The following is a 19,035-nucleotide window of genomic DNA, read 5'->3' as shown; positions in this document are numbered from 1 at the left end:
TAAGGCAGAACGGGGCGGCCGCTTGCGCGACCGCCCCGTCCGTTTAGACCCGAGGTCGGGCCTTAGAAGGTCCGGCGGACCGTCACGCCCATGGTGCGCGGCTGGCCGACCGAATAGCCCAGACGGGCCCGACCGCCGCGTTCGCGGTCGAACGACAGCAGCGGGTTCTCGTCAAAGACATTGTTGGCGTAGGCGATGATGTCGACGCCGTTGTCCATCTCCAGGCCGATGCTGAAATTGACGATCTCGTAGCTGGGCAGCTTGAGATCGACGATCGTCGGCACAGTGCCCGTCGCCCCGCCGAAGGCCAGGCCCGAGGTGAAGGAGCGCGGGTTGTTCTCCTGATCGCTGGCCTGGGTATAGCGGCTGCCGATGTGCTGCACTGAGGCCGTGACATAGGCGTCGATGCTGTCCCGGAAGCGCCAGGAATAGGTGGCGTCGGCCGAGATCTGGAAATTGGGCACCGAAGGCAGGCGGTTGCCTTCCCGGATGCCGCCGATGACCGCGCCCGAACCGTCCTTCACGGTCGAGTCGAACTCGGCTTCCAGCAGGCTGCCCGAAACGCCGACGTCGAAGCCCGGTGCCAGGCGAGCCGAGAACTCGGCCTCGATACCCTTGGTGTGAGCCTTGGGCACGTTGAACACCACGCGCGAGGAGCACGAGCCGGCGTCCAGCGTGGTCTGCAGGTCCTTGATGTCGGTATAGAAGATCGCGCTGTTGAAGCTGATGCCGCCGAAGCGTGACTTCACGCCGGCCTCATAGTTCCACAGGGTCTCGTCATCATAGGACTGGAAGCCGCCGAAGATCGCCTTGTCCTGCGCCGAGCACAGCGGCAGGTTCAGCGGATCATTGACCCCGCCGAGCCGGAAGCCCTGGGCGGCCTGGGCGTTGAAGGTCACCGTGTCGCTGGCCTCATAACTGACCAGAACGCGGGGATTGAAGCCGCTCGAGTCCGTCTTGTCGGTCTGGTTGTCGCCATTGGCGAACAGGCCGCCCGACTTGAACTGGCGGGTTTCCTTGAAGTCGTAGAACCGGCCGCCGGCCGTGACCGTCAGCTTCTCGCGCTTGTAGCTGGCTTCACCGAACAGGGCCTTCTGCTTGATGTTGTAGGGCAGCGAGGCGTTGTAGGGCGAGTTCAGCGGGAAGCCGTTGGCCACCGCCGCCGCGGTCCCGGCCCCGAAGCGGGCATTGGTATAGGGGTCATAGCCCGGGGTCGGCAGGCGCTGGTTATAGATGCGGTCGACCTCGGAATAGAAGCCGCCGATCACCCACTGGAAGGGCCCGTCGCCGGACGAGGACAGACGCAGTTCCTGGGTGAACTGTTCCAGGTCGGTGGTGTCGACCAGCTTGGACGGCAGCAGGACGGCGGCCGAGGGGAAGCCCAGATCCACCGAGACGCTGCCCGTCAGGGCGCTGGCGTCGCGGTCAATATGGATCTTGCGGTCCACATAGCTGGTCACCGAGGTCAGATCGACGGCACCCAGGCCGACCGAGGCGGTCAGGTCGGTCAGGAAGGTGTCGTCGGCGAAGCTTTCATCCAGCAGCAGATGCTGTTCGCGCTCACCCATCCGGACCGGGGCCCGGGTCGTGGTGTTGGGATTGGCATACAGGTTGAAGACTTCCTGGCGATTGAAGCCGTCGGCGCGGATCTCCTGATAGACGACGCGCGGGATGATGCTGATGTTCTCGGTCGGCTGAAGCAGGACCGAGAGACGGCCACCGACGCGGCTGCCGTCATTGACGTTCTTCTTGCGACCCCCGCCTTCGCGGCGCGCATCGATGAAGCCCGCATACTTGGTGTAGTAGCCGACCGCGCGCACGGCGACCTTGTCGGAGACCGGCAGGTTGATCGCGCCCTTGACGTAGCCGCCGGTGTCGTCGCCATCGACCATATTGGCATTGGCCTCGATCACGCCCTCCTGGACGCCGATCTTCGGCTGGTTGGTGATGTAGCGGATCGTGCCGCCGACCGAGCCGGAGCCGAACAGCGTGCCCTGCGGGCCGCGCAGGGTTTCCACCCGGTTCAGGTCAAAGAGGTCGATGTCCGGCGTGAACAGCGACAGCGAGATCACCGATTCGTCGAGATAGACCCCGACCTGCTCCTTGACGCCCGGCTGGTCGCGAACGACCTGGCCGGCCGAAACGCCGCGCACCGAGACCTGGCTCTGGCCGGGACCGAGGTTCTGGATCGTCAGGCTGGCGACATTGCGCGACAGGTCTTCCAGGGTGACCGCGCCGGACCGCTGGATGTCCTGCTGGGTCTGGGCATTGATCGAGAACGGCACGTCCAGAATGGTCGAGTCCCGCTTGGTGGCGGTGACGATGATTTCCTCGACGGTGGACTCCTGGGCCTGGGCCAGGGCCGGCAGGGCGACAAGGCCCGCCAGGGCGGTGGCGGCCAGCAGCGCGTGACGCGCGCGCGGGCGCCGGGTCGATAAGGTCATATGTAGTCCTCCCAGATGTTTTTCGCGGTCTCTGGGCCAGGCCCGGCCGCAGCCTGAGGGTTCATGTTCACGTGAACCAAAGTCAACGCCCATTAAGGACGTTCCCGGATGGTTATCCGGGCTTGTGTCCCGACTGGCGCACATCCGCTACATCAAGGCATGGAACGGGCTCGGAAGGGCCTCATCGGGGTCAGGGTTTGCGCGACATGGCGCAGACACCGGTGTCCCGCCCCTCCTAAAGCTCCGACTGTCAAGGCCGAAGCGGCTTTACGTGCGCGTGACCTTTCGCCGGCCGGATTCCGAGTCTAGGGTGGCCGCCAATTCAAACTAACGTTTAACGGGGAGTGCGCTCATGCGCGAAGCGGTCATCGTCTCTTACGCCCGCACCGGTCTGGCCAAGTCAGTCCGCGGCGGTTTCAACAATACGCACGGCGCCGCCATGGCCGGCCATGCCATCCAGCACGCCGTGGCGCGTGCCGGCCTCGAAGGGGCTGAAGTGGAAGACGTGGCCCTGGGCTGCGGCGGTCCCGAAGGTGCCACCGGCATGAACGTGGCCCGCAATGCCGCCATGTGGGCCGGCCTGCCGGTCACCACCTCGGGCCACACCATCAACCGCTTCTGTTCGTCGGGTCTGCAGGCCATCGCCACGGCAGCCAACTATGTCCGCAATGACGGCGCTGATGTCGCGGTCGGCGGCGGCGTGGAATCGATCTCGCTGGTCAATGCGGGCGGCCACATGAACCGCTTCCACATCACCGAAGAAAAGCTGATGAAGAGCCATCCGGCCCTCTGGATGGCGATGATCGACACCGCCGACATCGTCGCCAAGCGCTACAACGTCAGCCGCGAATACCAGGACGAATACGCCCTGCGCAGCCAGCAGCGCATCGCCGCTGCCCAGGCCGCCGGCCTGTTCAAGGACGAGATCGTGCCGATGGCCACCAAGATGAAGGTGGTCAACAAGGAAACCAAGGAAGAGAGCTTCGTCGACTATGTGGTCGACAAGGACGAGTGCAACCGCGCTGACACCACCCTGGAAGGCCTCTCCAGCCTGAAGCCGGTCATGGGCGAAGGCAAGTTCGTCACCGCCGGCAATGCCAGCCAGCTGTCGGACGGCGCCGCCGCCGTGGTGGTGATGGAAGCCGCCGAAGCTGCCCGTCGCGGCCTGACCCCTCTGGGTGCCTTCCGCGGCTTCGCCGTGGCCGGTTGCGAGCCCGACGAGATGGGCATCGGTCCGGTCTTCGCCGTGCCGCGCCTGCTGGAGCGCCACGGCCTGAAGGTCGACGACATCGACCTGTGGGAACTGAACGAGGCCTTCGCCAGCCAGTGCCTCTACAGCCGCGACCGTCTGGGCATCGATCCCGAGAAGTACAACGTCAATGGCGGCTCGATCGCCATCGGCCACCCCTTCGGCATGACCGGCGCCCGCTGCGCCGGCCACCTGCTGATGGAAGGCAAGCGTCGCGGCGCCAAGCTGGGCGTGGTCACCATGTGCATCGGCGGCGGTATGGGCGCGGCCGGCCTGTTCGAAATCTATTGATTTCGATCTGAAGCCATAGGGCTTTCAACTCGGTCGGGCCGGGAACCTGCAGTGGTTCCCGGCCCGATTTGCATTCCGGTAACCCATCGTGGGTATTCTGACGTCAGGTGCTTGAACGACGGGTTTTGGCAACCATCTTTGTTGCTGAAACGCGGCCGCGATCTTCGCGCAACGCCAGAACAGAGACCCGCCATGGCCCTCAAGGCCTTTTTCGTCCTCGCCCTCGTCCTCGCCATCACGATCGGCCTGCTGCTGCCGACCCCGGGGTCGGACAAGTCGCACCCCTCGCATTCCTCGATCGAGACGATCGAACTGCGCCGCGGCTAGGGCCCTCCCGGGTTACGGCCCGCCTTCGACCTGAAACGGGCCTAGGGCTTGGGCTGGGCCGCCAGAATGGCCGTGTGTTCGGCGCAGCCCTTGAGCGTCTCGCCATCAATCCAGACCTCGGCATAGAACCGGTAGATCCGGTCCGACATGCCGTCGGTACAGACGCCGGGCGTCAGGCGAACCACCAGCCGGCCCTTGTCTGCCTCTGCGCCGTTGGAGTCCCAGACCCCCTGGGTGCCGTCGAGGCGCACGCCGGGATTGGCATTGACGACGTCCGGCGCGTCGGGACGGGTCAGGGTCAGGCCGGCGGCGCGGATCTTCACCGACCAGAACGGCTCGGTGCCGAGGACATCGAGATCACCGGCATAGTTCGGCGTCCGGGCCGAGGCCGGCGCATCTGCCGGAGGAGCGGCGTCATCGGACGCGCCCATCGGGGATGGGCCACAGGCGGCGAGCACCAGCAGCAGAAAGGTCAGGGCGGCTGTACGTGGCATGGCGGCGGCTATCCCCCTTGAGGCGACTGAGGCTAGTCTTGCGCAGCATGACTCGAAAAGCCTCTCCCAGCTTCCTGGAATTTTTCGCCGGTGGCGGAATGGCCCGTCTGGGTCTGGGAGACGGCTGGACCTGCGCCTTTGCCAATGACTTTGACCCGGTCAAGGCGGCGACCTATCGCGCCAATTTCGCCGATGCGGGCTCTTCCAACGAGGAGGGGCATTTTCACGAAGGCGACGTCTGGACCATCGCGGCCGACCGCCTGCCGACCGCCGACCTGGCCTGGGCCTCCAGCCCCTGCCAGGACTTCAGCCTCGCCGGGGCCCGGGCAGGCCTGGCCGGCGGGCGCTCCTCGGCCTTCTTCGGCTTCTGGCGACTGATCCAGGCCCTCGCTGCCGAGGGACGCAGCCCCGACACGATCGTGGTCGAAAACGTGGTCGGCTTGCTGACCTCGCATGAGGGCCGCGACTTCACCGCCCTGTGCCAGGCCCTGGCCGACGCCGGCTATGGCTTCGGGGCCCTTGAGATCGACGCGGCGCGGTTCACACCGCAGTCACGGCCGCGGGTCTTTGTGGTCGCCACCCGCCGGAGGGCAGACGCCCTGGCCGGTCCCAGCCCGTTCCACAGTCGCGCCGTCAAGGCAGCGTTCGCGCGCCTGCCGGCCAGCCTCCAGGCCGGCTGGATCTGGTGGGGGCTGGCCGCGCCCCCGGCCCGCAACACCGATCTGGCCGCCCTGCTCGAGCCCGATGCGGCCATGGCCTGGAGCCCGCCCGACAAGACCCGGGCCCTGCTGGCCCTGATGGCCCCGGCCCAGCGCGCTGCGGTCGAGGCCCATGTGCAGGGCGGCGGTCGCGCCGTCGGGGCCGTGTTTCGGCGCATGCGGGACGGTCAGCAAAGGGCCGAGGCCCGCTTTGACGGCCTGGCCGGCTGTCTGCGCACCCCGCGCGGCGGCTCGTCACGCCAGACCCTGCTGGTCATCGATCAGGGCGAGGTGCGCTCGCGGCTGCTGTCACCGCGGGAAGGCGCGCGGCTGATGGGTCTGCCCGAGACCTATGTCCTGCCCCGCAGCCAGACAGCGGGCCTGCACGTGATCGGCGACGGCGTGGCCCCGCCTGTCGTCCGCTGGCTAGCTGCAAGTCTGCTCGAGCCCCTGATCGATAGCAAATCTGCAAGCCTTGCCGCCGAATGACCCGCTGACAGTCAAAACCCCGCGCCCTAAGGTGCGTTCAGGCCTTTGGGCCGGACAACTTTCAGCGAGATCTTCCCATGGCCGACGCCACCTCCTCCTATGATGCGGCCCGCTACAAGCGTTCCGGGCGCGGCAAGATCTATGACTCCATCCTCGACACCATCGGCGACACGCCGCTGATCCGGCTGCCGCGGCTGTCGGCCCAGATCCAGCCCAAGGGCGAGGTCGTGGCCAAGCTGGAGTTCTTCAATCCCCTCGCCTCGGTGAAGGACCGGATCGGTGTCTCCCTGATCGAGAGCCTGGAAGCCCAGGGCATCCTGAAGGACGGCGCGACCATCGTTGAGCCGACCAGCGGCAATACCGGCATCGCCCTGGCCTTCGTAGCCGCCGCCAAGGGCTACAAGCTGATCCTGGTCATGCCCGAAAGCATGTCGATCGAGCGCCGCAAGATGCTGCTGCTGCTGGGTGCCAAGCTGGAGCTGACCCCCGCTGAGAAAGGCATGCGCGGTGCCGTCGCCCGCGCCCAGGAGATCATCGAGGCCACGCCTGGCGCGATCATGCCCCAGCAGTTCGAAAATGCTGCCAACCCCCTGATCCACCGGGTCTCGACCGCCGAGGAGATCTGGAACGACACCGACGGTGCCGTCGACGCCGTGGTCTCTGGCGTCGGCACCGGCGGCACCATCTCGGGCGTCGGCCAGGTGCTGAAAGCCCGCAAGGCCTCGCTGAAGATGGTCGCCGTCGAGCCCGAAGCCTCGCCGGTGCTGTCGGGCGGCGCGCCCGGCCCGCACAAGATCCAGGGCATCGGGGCCGGCTTCGTGCCCGGTATTCTGGATCGCGGTGTGATCGACGAGATCATCCAGGTCAGCAATGACGACGCCTTCGCCATGGCCCGCCGCTCGGCCGCGGTCGAGGGCCTGCCGGTCGGCATCAGCTCCGGCGCCGCCCTGACCGCCGCCTTCGATCTGGCCCTCCGCGACGACTATGCCGGCAAGCTGATCGTGGCGATCATCCCCAGCTTCGCGGAACGCTACCTGTCCACGGCCCTGTTCGACGGGCTCTGATCACACGGCAATGATCCTGGGCGTGGCGTTGTCCTGTTCGGCGGGACGACGCCGCGCCCATGTTCCCTGACCTCCGGGGTCTCGCCGCTGTCACAGGGCGGGCTTGGCCACCATCAGCCAGACAATGCCGAGCACCGCCGCAAAGGCGGGAAAGCCCAGCACGAACCACAGCCTGAACAGACGGAAATAGCGTTCAGGCAAGGGAGCGCCGCTCTCGGCCGCCTGGAGGGCGAGGTCGCGCAACCGGATCTGGATCCAGACCACGGGCAGCCAGCAGAGACCCGTCACGACATAGAGCACAAGGCTCAGGCCGATCCAGCCTGACAGCAGCGGATAGCCGGCCAGATGGGCCAGGGCGGCGCCGGTGATCGGCTGAAGGATCACGGCCGAAGCCGTGAACACGGTGTCGGCCAGCACCACGATCCCGGCGGTGTGGGCGATCACGGCCGGATCGCGGCTGCGGTGGGCCATCAGCATGAAGAAGGCGATGCCGGCTCCGGTGCCCAGCAGGACCGCCGCCCCGATCACATGGGCCACCTTCAGGAGGATGTAGAGGTCCATCAACGCTCGTCCAGCAGGGCCAGGGCCGTCAGGGCCAGGAAGGCGGCGGGAATGCTCTTGAGCAGCGGCCCCATCGGATCGAGCCACAGGTCCGGGCGGACCAGGGCGCCGCCGATCAGATAGGCCGCCGTGATCAGCAGCATGCCCTGCAGGCTGCGGGCCGTGGTCGGCCGCCAGGCCAGGAGCAGCGCCAGACCTATATCGGCCAGGCTTCCGGTCACCACCGCCTGAGCCGCCAGCCCGGCCTCCATCCCGGACGTGGTCAGCACGGCGACGGCGGCGTCAAATCCGACTGTCAGGCCGATCAGGCCCGACAGCAGCCAGAAGCCAAACAGGCAGGTCAGAATGGCCGGCTTGGCGAAATAGGCGCGGGCGAACCAGCGCTCCTGCACGCCCGAGGGCGCGGCGGTCAGCAGGGCGTCGAAGGACCTGAGCTGCAAGCCCAGAGTCGCGGCGTCTTCTGCCCGACCGCGCACACCCATCCGCAACTGCTCGAGCGCTGCGGTGCGCATCGGACTGCGCCAGCCGAGCCAGGCCAGGCCATCACTCACGGCGGCCGTCGCCCGGGCCAGGACGAGCGGCAGTCGCACCACCGGCGCGGGACGCAGGCCCAGCCAGAGGCGCAGACGGCCGACCAGGTCCACGAGGGTCAGGACCTCTGAATGGACAAGGTCGAGACTGACCCGCGACGGCGCGTCTGGCCTGACGCAGCGGGCGACCGCGAGGGCCAGGTCCTCGGCCCCTATCGTCTGGACGAGGCTATCGGCATGAACCAGGGGGCTGATGCCCGGGAAACCCGCCAGGCCGCGCAATAGGGCTGTGCCGCCATAGGCCGAGGGCGCGAAAACCAGGCCGGGACGCAGGATGATCCAGTTCAGGGGCGACTGGGCCAGCAGGGCCTCCGCCTCCAGCTTGGTGGCATTGAAGGCCGTGGCCCGCTCGGGTCCAACCCCGGCGGCCGAGACATGAACCAGCCGGTGAACGCCGGCCGCTTCGCAGGCCTCGGCCAGACGACGGACCCCGTCGACATGCACTGCGCGCAGGTCGTCGCGGGGACTGTCCTGAAGGGCACCGGCGCAATTGACCACCACCTCGACGCCTCCGAGCAGGGCGACCCAGTCGGCGACCGTGGCCTCCGCCAGGTCGGCGCGCTTCCAGTCGAGGGCAGGAAAGCGTCGGCGGGCCGCGTCGAGGTCACGCCCCAGGCCCAAGACCTCATGGCCATCGACCACAAGCCGCGCCGAAACATAGGAGCCGATGAGCCCATAGGCCCCGATAACCGCGATGCGCATCAGCGAGTCTTATCGTCTGAGTTTGTGCGGGTGAAGCTTCACAATCGCGGCCTGCGGCTTGGCGGGTGTGGTCCGTACATTGGGCCCCCGCAGTGGGCCCACCCTCGTCAAGGCGACAGGTGCTCCCCTAGGGCGTGGCAGCGGCGGGCGTCCGGATCGCCGCGTCCCGCTGGTCCGGGGACAGTACCTGAGCCAGGGCGGCGTAGAGCTCGATCGGATCGATCGGCTTGGCCACATGGGCATTCATGCCGGCGGCCCGGCAGGCGTCCCAGTCCTTGGGCGTGGCCGAGGCGGTGACCGCGATCACCGGCGTGTCGCGATTGGGCCCTGAGCCACTGCGCAGGACGCGGGTGGCCTCGCGCCCGTCCATGCCGGGCATGTAGACATCCATCAGCACCGCATCGAAGATCTCGGAAGACAGCATCTCAAGGGCTTGCTCGCCGGATTCCGCCAGGCTGGCCTCGACCCCGAAGGGCTGCAGGACCAGTTCGATGGCCCGGCGGTTGACGACATGGTCGTCGACCACCAGCACCCGGGTCCCTGCCACCGATGGGCCGACCTCGCCGACCTGCGGTGCCTCCGCGGCCTCGACCTGCAGGCCCAGGGTAAAGGTAGCCCCCTGCCCCTCGACGCTGCTGACGACCAGGTCCCCGCCCATTAGTCGGGCCAGTTCCCGGCTGATCACCAGGCCCAGGCCTGAACCGCCATGCTGGCGCACGACGCTGGTGCTGAGCTGCTCGAACGGCGTGAACAGCCGGGCCATGTCGGCCTGCGAAATACCGGCCCCCGTATCGACGATCGTGATCTTCAGATGGTACCCGGAGCCCTCTTCCCGGCTGTCCAGGCGCACCTCGACCGCGCCGCGGTCGGTGAACTTGATCGCATTGGAGAGCAGATTGTTCAGCACCTGCCGCAAGCGCAGGGCATCGCCCGACACCCATTTCGGCTGGGAGGCCACTCCGACGACCCGCAGCCTAAGGCCCTTCTTGGCCGCTTCCGGCCGCCAGAGGCGCAGGGTGTCCGACAGGGTCTGGCGAAGATTGAACGGGGCCTTTTCGACGGCCATCCGGCCGACCTCGAGTCGCGAGAAGTCCAGCAGATCATTGAGCAGGGCCCGCATCAGGCCACCGGCGTCGCTGATCAACTGGGCATGGATCTTGGAACTGGCCTCGGGGACCTCGCTGTGCAGGCGCGCCGCCCCGGCCAGGATGGCGCTGATCGGGGTGCGCAGCTCATGACTGATCATGGCGACAAAGGCGGACTTGGCGGCCACGGCCTCCTCCGCCTCCTGTCGGCGCAGCTCGGCCTCATGCTTGGCGTCGGCCTCGGCCTGAAGAGCCGCCGACAGGGTCCGGCTGGCGACGGCGACCGAAATGATCAGCAGGGCGGCCCCGACCCAAAGCACATTGGCCAGGGGCGCGTCCGGATTGGCCGTGCGGGCGATCAGGGGCGCTGCCAGCAGATAGACCAGGTGGGGCAAGGCGGCCGACAGGGTCGCCGATCTCAAACTGCCATTGACGACGATCACATTGAGCAGGGACCCCGCGATCAGCATGGCCCCCAGGGTCGGCGCAAACCTCAGATCTGAGGCAAACAGCGGCAGGGCCAGAAAGCCGAAAGTGGCCGAGGTGAGGAACGGCGAAACCGTCAGCGCCCAGCGGCGCCAGGGTGACGGAGTCGCTTCGGGGTGAGCCGCCACCGAACGGGTTGCCCACTGCTCGCCGAGCAGGGCCAGAAGATAGACACCGGCCCAGATCCAGATCCAGTCCATGCCGGCGGCAAGGTAGAGGGCCACGGTGATCGTGGCGGTGGCAAACAGGCGCAGATAGATGTTGGCCATACGCGAAGCAGCAGCGCGTGCCAGGTTCCGCTGCGATTCACTGACCCCCATAGGCGCCTTGTCCCCCGGCCTGACGCTTTACGCTTGCACCGGCCTTTTCAGCACCGATCCCTGAGTTGACGTGAAGCACCAGCGTCCCGTCAATGGGCTCGCCACCGACATTTCCGTGGGGAGGCCGCAAATTTCGTGGCGTTCCCGGCCTCCGGGAGAATCTCTAAGGGCAAATTCTACCCCAAACTCCGCCCAGCATGCGCCCCTGTCGGCTAGGGTCGCGGGCCGAAGGCGCGCTCCAGATCGGCCGCCTCGACCCCGTCGATCTCCAGGCGCTTGAGGCGCGCGGTCGCGCCCGCCGCCAGGCGGACAGCGGATTTTGGCAGGCTAAGGCTCTTGGCGATGAAGCCGATCAGGGCGGCATTGGCCTCGCCCTCCACCGGGGCGCTGGCCACACGGACCTTCAGATAGGGCCGCCCCTCGGCGTCGAGGGCCCAGCCGTCCGCGCCGTCGCGCCCGCCGCGCGGCGTCAAGCGGACGGCCAGTTGCATGGATCAGCCCAGCAGGCCGATCAGGGTGAACTTCAGTGACGGCAGGAGAATGTCCTTCACGCCGGTGATCAGCAGCAGCACCACGATCGCGCTGAGATCGACGCCGCCCAGGGGCGGGATGATCCGCTGGAACGGCCGCAGGACCGGACCTGTCACCCGGTCGAGGAAGGTGCTGACCTGATAGACGGCCGGGTTGCGCAGGTTGATGACGTCGAACGCCACGAGCCAGCTCATGACGGCCGAGATGATGATGGCCCACCAGAGCAGGCCGAGCAGTGCCGAAGCGATGAAGAAGGCGAAGGTGATAATGGCGGCCATGGGTTTCCCGTCCGAGTCTTCCGCTTCTTGCCGCGCCTTGCCCGCGCTGGCAAGCAAAGCCGACCGGGGCAGCTTGACGCGAGCCCCGCCCCGCCTTATTCCCGCGCTTCCTTGGGGCCGTAGCTCAGATGGTAGAGCGCCTCGTTCGCAATGAGGAGGTCAGGGGTTCGATTCCCCTCGGCTCCACCAAGGACTTCCGGAAATCCTGATCTTCAGCTCGGCCTCGTGGCGGCAAATCGCGTCTCTGGTAGCGGTCGCGGTCACAGGTGCTGCAGCAAAACCGTGAGCCCGACGCAAGCCCCATGCGCATTGATGGCGGATGGGGACATGTTCTTGCCCCCCGGATGTAGAACTGCGACATTCTGACACAGGCAGCGGGGTCGAGCCCCCCGCGACCACACGTCACAGGCGTCACGGATCTGGCGTCCAGCCTCTGGAGGCCGGTGCCCCCGTCCGTCAGTGCGCCTCGTCCCAACTGAGGGCCGCCCGGGCCTCGACGGTCAGGGGCACAGACATGGCCACGGCCGGCGTGGCAGCACCTTCCATCACCCGGCGCGCCACGGCGCAGGTCGCCTCGGCCTCGTTGCTAGGCGCCCAGGGCCTGAGCGCGCTTGCCCGCTCAGGGCGGAGTGTCCTGGCTTGGAACTGTACCAATGCAAGGCGGGCCCGCCGTGAAGGCGGCGAGCCCGTTTCGCGGAAACCCTGTTGAAAGCGTGAGGCTTAGAACTCTTCCCACTCTTCCTTGACCGCAACAGCGGCCGAGCTACGGCCCGGACGGACAGCGGTCTGCGGACGTTCGCGCGGCGGCGGCGGCGCGGCGCGGTTGGCCGCCTGGGCGGCCTGGGCCGCGCCCCCGGCGGAAACCTTGAAGCGGCCGACCAGATTGGCGAGCTCGCTGGCCTCGCCCTTCAGGGCGTGGGTGGCGGCGGTGGCCTGTTCGACCATGGCCGCGTTCTGCTGAACCACCTGATCCATCTGGTTCACGGCCTGATTGACCTCGTGCAGACCCGTGGACTGCTCGGTGGCCGAGGCGGCGATCTCGTTGACCAGGGCGTCGATCGAGGCGACCTGGGTGACGATGCGCTGCAGGGCCTCGCCCGTCTGGCCCACCAGATTGACGCCCGTGCCGACCTGCTGGGTCGAGGTCGAGATCAGGACCTTGATCTCCTTGGCCGCGTCGGCCGAGCGCTGGGCGAGCGCCCGCACTTCCTGTGCCACGACCGCGAAGCCGCGACCCGCCTCACCCGCGCGCGCCGCTTCGACGCCGGCGTTCAGGGCCAGAAGATTGGTCTGGAACGCGATCTCGTCGATCACCCCGATGATGTTGCCGACCTTCTGCGAGGACCCCTCGATCTCGGTCATGGCCGCGACGGCCTGGCTGACGATCTCGCCCGAGCGCTGGGCGTCGGTGCGGGCATTGGCCACCACCTGCGAGGCCTCCTTGGCGCCCGAGGCCGTCCGGCGGACCGTGGCGGTGATCTCGTCAAGGGCCGCGGCGGTTTCTTCCAGGCTGGCGGCCTGCTGCTCGGTGCGGCGCGACAGGTCATCAGAAGCCCGGGCAATCTCCTCCGCGCCGGCGCTGACGCCGCCGGTGGTGGCGGTGATCGCCTTCATCGTGACCAGCACGCGTTCGGCCGCGGCGTTGAAATTGGCCTTCAGGCCTTCGGCCTTCGGCGAGAACGGTATCGTGATGCGGTGCGTCAGGTCGCCCGAGGCCAGGTGATCGAGGGCCTCATTGAGGGCGGCGAAATTGGCGGCATCGCTGCGGGCCATCTCGCTCTTCTCGTCCTCGTTGGCGGCGCGCTCGGCCTCGACGGCACGGCGCTGATGGGCAGCGTCGGACTCGATGCGGATCTTCTCGAGCGCGGCCTCCTTGAAGTGGCTGACGGCGGCGGCCATCTGGCCGATCTCGTCCTTGCGGCCGGCGGCCGGCACGGCCACCGAATGGTCGCCCGAGGCCAGTCGGCGCATGGCGGCGGTCATGGCGGCGACGGGACCGGCGATGCCGCTGGTCAGCAGCAGGCCGCTGGCCAGGGCGATGGCGGCGGTGACCAGGATGCCGATGGCCAGGGTCAGGGTCGAGGCGGTCGAGGCCTTCCTCTGGGCGGCGGCTTCGGCGGCGACCACGGCCTCGGAGTCGTCGACGATGGCCTGGATGGCGTTTTCGACCGGCTCGACGGCCTTGTCGGCGATGCCGTCATGCTTGACCAGGTCGATGGCCTGAGGGCGGGTCAGGGGATCGCGGCCCAGGCTCAGGGCGGGCTCGATGGCCTGCGCGCGATAGTCGGCATAGGCGGCGTCAACGGCGGCGATGCGAGCCAGATCGGCCTCGTCGCCCTTGTTCAGCTCGCGCAGCTTGTCCAGCGCCGCCAGGAACTTGGGCTTGTGGGCCTCCTCCAGCCGCTTGACGTAGTATTCATCGCCCGACAGCAGGAAGCCGCGCAGCGAGTTTTCCTGCCGGGTCAGGCGGAAGGCTGCAGTGTCGGCGGCGCGCAACGACTGATGGGCCCGCTCTGTCCGCTCGAAGGACTTGGTCAGGCTCTGCGTATTGGCGTAGAGCGCCGCGCCCATCAGCATGATCGTAGCGAGCATGACGGCAAACACCGTCATCAGCTTTTGCGGAATTCTCAGATCGCCGAAAGACACAGCCAACTCCTGGATAGCGCGACGGTGCCTTCAAACCCTAGATATAACAGAGATTTAAGTCTGAATCCGAGGCAAGGCACCAGCCCTAGCCATGCTTTGAAATCGGTTGACACGGCATTAACGATGGCGCCGCGTAATGTCGCACCCCGGCCCGTTTCGCCACTATCCTGATCAGTGCGCCTCGTCCCAGTTGAGGGCCGCCCGGGCTTCGACGGTCAGGGGCACCGACATGGCCACGGCCGGCGCAGCAGCGCCTTCCATCACCCGGCGGGCCACGGCGCAGGTGGCCTCGGCCTCGGCCTCTGGGGCTTCGAAGACCAGTTCGTCGTGCACCTGGAGCAGCACCTTCGACGACAGGCCCGCCTCGACCAGGGCCGCCGGCATGCGGATCATCGCCCGGCGCATCACATCGGCTGCCGCCCCCTGGATCGGCGCATTGATCGCCGCCCGCTCGGAGAACTGCCGCTGGGCCGCCGACTTGGCGTGGATGTCGGGGATGTTGATCTTCCGACCGAAGATCGTCGTCACATAGCCGTGCTCGCGCACGAAGGCCTTGGTGGCGTCCATATAGGCCTGGATGCCGGGGAAGCGTTCGAAATAGGTCTTGATATAGGCCCCGGCCTCGCCCTGGCCGATGCCCAGCTGGTTGGCGAGACCAAAGGCGGAAATGCCGTAGACGATGCCGAAATTGATCGCCTTGGCCCGGCGGCGCACCTCGCTGGGCATGCCTTCGATCGGCACGCCGAACATTTCCGAGGCGGTCATGGCGTGGATGTCGAGGCCCTCCTGGAAGGCCTTCTTCAGTTGCGGGATGTCGCCGATATGGGCCAGCAGGCGCAGCTCGATCTGGCTGTAGTCGGCGCTGATCAGCAGCTTGCCCGGCGCAGCCACGAAGGCCTTGCGGATCTTGCGGCCTTCCTCGGTGCGGATCGGGATGTTCTGCAGATTGGGATCGGACGAGGACAGCCGCCCGGTCGTGGTCGCGGCCAGGGCATAGGAGGTGTGGATGCGGTTCTCGCTGCCCGGCGCGATGGCCGCGATCAGGTTGTCGGTATAGGTGCCCTTCAGCTTGGACAGCTGGCGCCAGTCCAGCAGGACGCGCGGCAGCTCGTGCTCCAGGGCCAGGCCCTCCAGCACGTCGCTGTCAGTCGACCACTGGCCGGTGGCGGTCTTCTTGCCGCCCTTCAGGCCCATCTCGCCGAACAGCACGTCGCCAACCTGCTTGGGACTGCCCAGATTGAACGGATGGCCGACCAGGGCCTGGGCCTTGGCCTCGAACTCGGCCATGCGCATCGAGAACTCGTTGGACAGCCGCCTCAGGGTCTCGGGATCGACGCGGATGCCCTCGTTCTCCATCGCCGCCAGCACCGGCGGCAGGGGGCGCTCCAGGGTCTCATAGACGGTCAGCAGGCCGCGCGCCGCCAGCTGGGGCTTCAGGATCGCATGGAGCCGCAGGGTGACGTCAGCGTCCTCGGCCGCATAGGCCGTGGCCTCGACCAGGCCGACATGCTTGAAGCTGATCTGGCTCTTGCCGGTGCCGGCCACCTGTTTGAACGGGATCGGCTTGTGGCCCAGCCACAGCTCTGACAGCTCGTCCATGCCGTGGCCGTGCAGTCCGGCCTCCAGCACATAGCTGATCAGCATGGTGTCATCGATCGGCGAGACCTGGACGCCATAGCGCGACAGGACGGCGATATCGTACTTGCCGTTCTGGGCCACCTTCAGCACGGCCGGGTCTTCCAGCATCGGCTTGAGCACGGCGATCGCCTCGACCAGCGGGATCTGTTCCAGGCTGGCGGCGGTCTCGAAGGCCAGGCCCTCGGCCTTTTCCTCATGGGCCAGAGGGATGTAGCAGGCCTCGCCCGGCGCCAGGGCCAGAGACACCCCGACCAGGCCGGCGGTGGCGGAACCCAGGGCGTCAGTCTCGGTGTCGAAGGCCACCAGCCCCCTGGCCGTGGCCCGGTCGACCCAGGCCTGCAGGGTGGCCAGGTCACGCACGCAGGCATAGGCGCTGGTGTCGATGGCAACCGGCTCGGCGACCGGGGCCGCGGCGGCGCGGGCGGCGGCACCCGCATAGGACACGGTGGCCACCGGGGCCGTCGGCGTCGTTCCGGCCGGGCGGTCCAGGGTGCGCGGCGCGGCGGCGGCGCTGCCGTCCCCGACCCGGCGGGCCAGGGTGCGGAACTCCATGGCCTCGAGGAAGGCCTGCAGCACGTCCTTGTCAGGCTCGCGCAGGGTCAGGTCGGCGATCGGTTCCGGCAGGGGCGTATCGCAGTCCAGCTGCACCAGCTGGCGCGACAGGCGGATCTGGTCGGCGAAGGCGATCAGGGTCTCGCGCCGCTTGGGCTGCTTGATCTCGCCGGCCCGGGCCAAAAGGGTGTCGAGGTCGCCATATTCATTGATCAGCTGCGAGGCCGTCTTGATGCCGATCCCCGGGGCGCCGGGCACATTGTCGACACTGTCGCCGCACAGGGCCTGAACATCGACGACCTTGTCGGGATAGACGCCGAACTTCTCGAACACCTGCTCGCGATCGATACGCACGCCCTTCATCGGGTCGAACATCGAGACCCCGTCCCCGACCAGCTGCATCAGGTCCTTGTCGGACGAGACGATGACGGTCTCGCCGCCCAGCTCGCGGACCCGGCAGGCATAGGCGGCAATCAGGTCGTCGGCCTCATAGCCGGGCAGTTCGATGGCCGGGACACCGAAGGCCAGGGTGGCCTCGCGCACCAGCGGAAACTGCGGCACCAGATCCTCCGGGGCCGGCGGGCGGTGGGCCTTGTACTGGTCGTAGAGCTTGTTGCGGAAGGTCTTTTCCGAATGGTCCCAGATCACCGCCAGGTGGGTGGGCGCATCGCCCTGCATGTCGCGCAGCAGCTTCCACAGCATGTTGCAGAAGCCCTGCACCGCACCGACCGGCAGGCCGTCACTCTTGCGGGTCAGGGGCGGCAGGGCGTGATAGGCGCGGAAGAGATAGGCCGAGCCGTCGACCAGGAACAGCCGCACGGCCGGGCCGTCTGCGGGCATGGTCGGGGAAGGAGCAGAATCGGCGGGCGCAGCGGTGTCGGTCATGGCCGGACCATAGGCTGGCGGCCGGGCGGCGGGAAGAGTTGGCGGGGTGGGATGCGCGTCAGCGGATAGGGGACATGCTGAGGGGCGGTTCAGGGTGGTGAGTGGGCCGCCAGCAGGGCAGTTTGGCCCCATGTCAAAGCTACCCGTAAATCCGCTTGCTTGGCTCGAACCCGACCGTCGTTGGCTCTATCTCGCACTGCTGGTGCTCACTCATCATCGGCTCACCGCAGGCCGACTTGCAGTGGCCCGCCATGTCCTGCTCGTTGAAATGGAAATCTACGATGACCCGCACCAAGGCGTGGGGTGCTGGCTATTCCCAAATGAAGAACTGCTGCTGGATCGGCTGGGCCAGCAACTTCAGATCGTCGGCACCTCGGTGGGTGACGATGGCTGGAGTCAGATCGTCCAAACGGCAACCGACTTGCGCTCTCATCTCGAAGCAAATGGCATCGGGCGCCCGCTACCCAACGTCCGCTAAGGGTCGGAAGCGGAAATCAGCCCACCCCCGAAACCTGACATACGACGTTCGGCCCCGAAGCGGACATCGCGAAGGTCAGAGAAGGGTGGAAAGTGGACTCAGGCGCGCTACTGTACTGGCCCAGCTAATCGAGCGCACGATGACAAATCGGGATCAGCCGCCCCAAGTCGCACCCCTATCTATGCGAAGAGGGCCCTTGCTTCTGACTGTGGCCTGCTTCGCGCTAGCGCTTCCTATCCAGATGCTGGATTTCGTTGGTCGGGTGGGGATTGTGTGGAAGCTACTGATGCTCGCACTTATGGTGACAGGAAGCGTGGTGTTTTGGCGTGAAAGGCGGCGGGCGCGCAAACCCCCGTCGGAGAGCTAGGCCGGAGCTCCAAGACCAGCAATGGGTCGGAAGCACGCTTTGCCTTCCCGCCCGAAAGCGGACGCCCCGCGTCCCGCTGATCCTTAAATCTCCTGGAGGCTGCAGCGTGCCGGTCTGTCCAGGTTGGTCAAGGACTGGCCTGCGGCCAGCCGCTTCGCGGCGGCGCAGAGCGCCGTCCTTGAGCAACCTGGACAGACCGGCGATCGTCTCGCCGTGAGATTTAAGGCTGGCTCCCGCGTGGGCGCGAAGCCGGGGCGGTGCTTCGCCGGCCAACGCCGCAGGCCCCCTCCTGACCTGCTGCGCAGGTCGTCCTCCCCCCTGCGGGGGGAAGATGAAGGACGGCGACCCGTAGGAGCCAAGTGCGGGGATAGCGATCGCGCCATCCCCGGATCGGCGCGGGGACTAACAACCCTCTCCCAGAGGGAGAGGGCGGGGTCCGCCGCGTAGCGGTGGGAGGGTGAGGGGTTTGCGAAGCCCTTCCGGACAGGGCACGGCCTGAGGTGCGACAACGGTTGACGGTGTAACGCCTCACCCTCCCACGCCAGCGTTGGCCCCTCCCTCTCCCTCTGGGAGAGGGTCGAAGGAACGAGGACCCACCCGGGCGTTCAGCAAACTTATCCGACGCGCTGAAACCTCCCGTATTCTGTCCCCACCTCGTCGCGAGGAAAGGGCGCAGGGCCAGCGACCATTGCGGCGGCGGGGGGTGATCGAGCGGGACTGGGCTTCAGGGGGATACTGAAGCGCGTCCGGGGACCTGGTTGCTGGCCAGACCCGCCCGCCGTCGGCGTGGTTGAAGGCAAAAGGGCGTGTCTGGCTGTAAGCCCGTCCTCTTCGACCGCCGGAACGCGCTGGAAACGGCG

At 67.3% G+C, this 19,035-nt stretch carries 14 protein-coding genes, 1 tRNA gene and 2 pseudogenes; 7 read left to right on the top strand and 10 right to left on the bottom strand.

Annotation, left to right across the window (positions count from 1 at the left end; genetic code table 11):
* Positions 1-62: 62 nt before the first annotated feature.
* A complete protein-coding gene (locus ACW17U_RS00085; protein ID WP_492054367.1) occupies positions 63-2,444 on the bottom strand; it encodes a TonB-dependent receptor in 2,382 nt (793 codons plus the stop codon).
* A 352-nt stretch (positions 2,445-2,796) separates the two neighbouring features.
* Here ACW17U_RS00085 and ACW17U_RS00080 point away from each other — a divergent pair, with 352 nt between their 5' ends.
* The gene (locus ACW17U_RS00080; RefSeq protein ID WP_062150060.1) at positions 2,797-3,984 is read left to right on the top strand and encodes an acetyl-CoA C-acyltransferase; all 1,188 of its coding nucleotides are present in this window, start codon (positions 2,797-2,799) and stop codon (positions 3,982-3,984) included.
* A gap of 192 nt (positions 3,985-4,176) precedes the next feature.
* Positions 4,177-4,311 (top strand): hypothetical protein, encoded by a 135-nt coding sequence (locus ACW17U_RS00075; RefSeq protein WP_257720828.1) that lies wholly within the window; start codon positions 4,177-4,179, stop codon positions 4,309-4,311.
* Positions 4,312-4,352: 41 nt separating this feature from the next.
* On the opposite strand, the gene ACW17U_RS00070 is transcribed toward ACW17U_RS00075, so the two are convergent.
* The gene (locus tag ACW17U_RS00070) at positions 4,353-4,805 is read right to left on the bottom strand and encodes a COG3650 family protein (RefSeq protein WP_492054366.1); all 453 of its coding nucleotides are present in this window, start codon (positions 4,803-4,805) and stop codon (positions 4,353-4,355) included.
* 47 nt (positions 4,806-4,852) lie between these two features.
* Between ACW17U_RS00070 and ACW17U_RS00065 the strand changes: the two genes are divergently transcribed.
* Together ACW17U_RS00065 and cysK are read left to right on the top strand one after the other, a co-directional pair.
* A complete protein-coding gene (locus ACW17U_RS00065) occupies positions 4,853-5,992 on the top strand; it encodes a DNA cytosine methyltransferase (protein WP_492054365.1) in 1,140 nt (379 codons plus the stop codon).
* Positions 5,993-6,069: 77 nt separating this feature from the next.
* Complete coding sequence (gene cysK / locus ACW17U_RS00060; protein WP_492054364.1) at positions 6,070-7,056, top strand: cysteine synthase A; 987 nt, start codon at positions 6,070-6,072, stop codon at positions 7,054-7,056.
* A 90-nt stretch (positions 7,057-7,146) separates the two neighbouring features.
* Here cysK and ACW17U_RS00055 read toward each other — a convergent pair whose 3' ends face one another.
* The 5 genes from ACW17U_RS00055 to ACW17U_RS00035 form a co-directional block, all read right to left on the bottom strand.
* Positions 7,147-7,617, bottom strand: coding sequence for a DUF2269 family protein (locus ACW17U_RS00055; RefSeq protein WP_492054363.1), 471 nt, complete (start codon positions 7,615-7,617; stop codon positions 7,147-7,149).
* On the bottom strand, positions 7,617-8,909 hold the full coding sequence (locus ACW17U_RS00050) for an NAD(P)H-binding protein (protein WP_492054362.1): 1,293 nt from the start codon (positions 8,907-8,909) through the stop codon (positions 7,617-7,619). Before ACW17U_RS00050 ends, ACW17U_RS00055 begins: the two co-directional genes overlap by 1 nt.
* Positions 8,910-9,036: 127 nt before the next feature.
* Positions 9,037-10,749, bottom strand: coding sequence for an ATP-binding protein (locus ACW17U_RS00045; RefSeq protein ID WP_492054361.1), 1,713 nt, complete (start codon positions 10,747-10,749; stop codon positions 9,037-9,039).
* A gap of 263 nt (positions 10,750-11,012) precedes the next feature.
* Positions 11,013-11,291: a DUF167 family protein gene (locus tag ACW17U_RS00040; protein WP_492054360.1), complete on the bottom strand. Its 279-nt coding sequence runs from the start codon at positions 11,289-11,291 to the stop codon at positions 11,013-11,015.
* A gap of 3 nt (positions 11,292-11,294) precedes the next feature.
* A complete protein-coding gene (locus ACW17U_RS00035) occupies positions 11,295-11,609 on the bottom strand; it encodes a YggT family protein (RefSeq protein WP_174515181.1) in 315 nt (104 codons plus the stop codon).
* Between the two features lie 113 nt (positions 11,610-11,722).
* Between ACW17U_RS00035 and ACW17U_RS00030 the strand changes: the two genes are divergently transcribed.
* Positions 11,723-11,798, top strand: a tRNA-Ala gene (locus ACW17U_RS00030).
* A 267-nt stretch (positions 11,799-12,065) separates the two neighbouring features.
* Here ACW17U_RS00030 and ACW17U_RS00025 read toward each other — a convergent pair.
* The 3 genes and pseudogenes from ACW17U_RS00025 to polA form a co-directional block, all read right to left on the bottom strand.
* Positions 12,066-12,203: pseudogene (locus ACW17U_RS00025) on the bottom strand (hypothetical protein); the annotation flags it as partial.
* A 126-nt stretch (positions 12,204-12,329) separates the two neighbouring features.
* The gene (locus tag ACW17U_RS00020; protein ID WP_492054359.1) at positions 12,330-14,255 is read right to left on the bottom strand and encodes a methyl-accepting chemotaxis protein; all 1,926 of its coding nucleotides are present in this window, start codon (positions 14,253-14,255) and stop codon (positions 12,330-12,332) included.
* Between the two features lie 171 nt (positions 14,256-14,426).
* Positions 14,427-17,330: a DNA polymerase I gene (polA, locus tag ACW17U_RS00015; RefSeq protein WP_492054358.1), complete on the bottom strand. Its 2,904-nt coding sequence runs from the start codon at positions 17,328-17,330 to the stop codon at positions 14,427-14,429.
* Positions 17,331-17,460: 130 nt separating this feature from the next.
* Here polA and ACW17U_RS00010 point away from each other — a divergent pair, with 130 nt between their 5' ends.
* Both ACW17U_RS00010 and ACW17U_RS00005 read left to right on the top strand, forming a co-directional pair.
* The gene (locus tag ACW17U_RS00010; protein WP_492054357.1) at positions 17,461-17,808 is read left to right on the top strand and encodes a hypothetical protein; all 348 of its coding nucleotides are present in this window, start codon (positions 17,461-17,463) and stop codon (positions 17,806-17,808) included.
* A 1,010-nt stretch (positions 17,809-18,818) separates the two neighbouring features.
* A pseudogene (locus ACW17U_RS00005) lies at positions 18,819-18,995 on the top strand (hypothetical protein).
* Positions 18,996-19,035 lie beyond the last annotated feature (40 nt).

This window comes from Caulobacter sp. AVps16, assembly GCF_058681455.1.
Note: the sequence above shows the minus strand (reverse complement) of the source record. Positions and strands in the feature narration are given on the sequence as shown.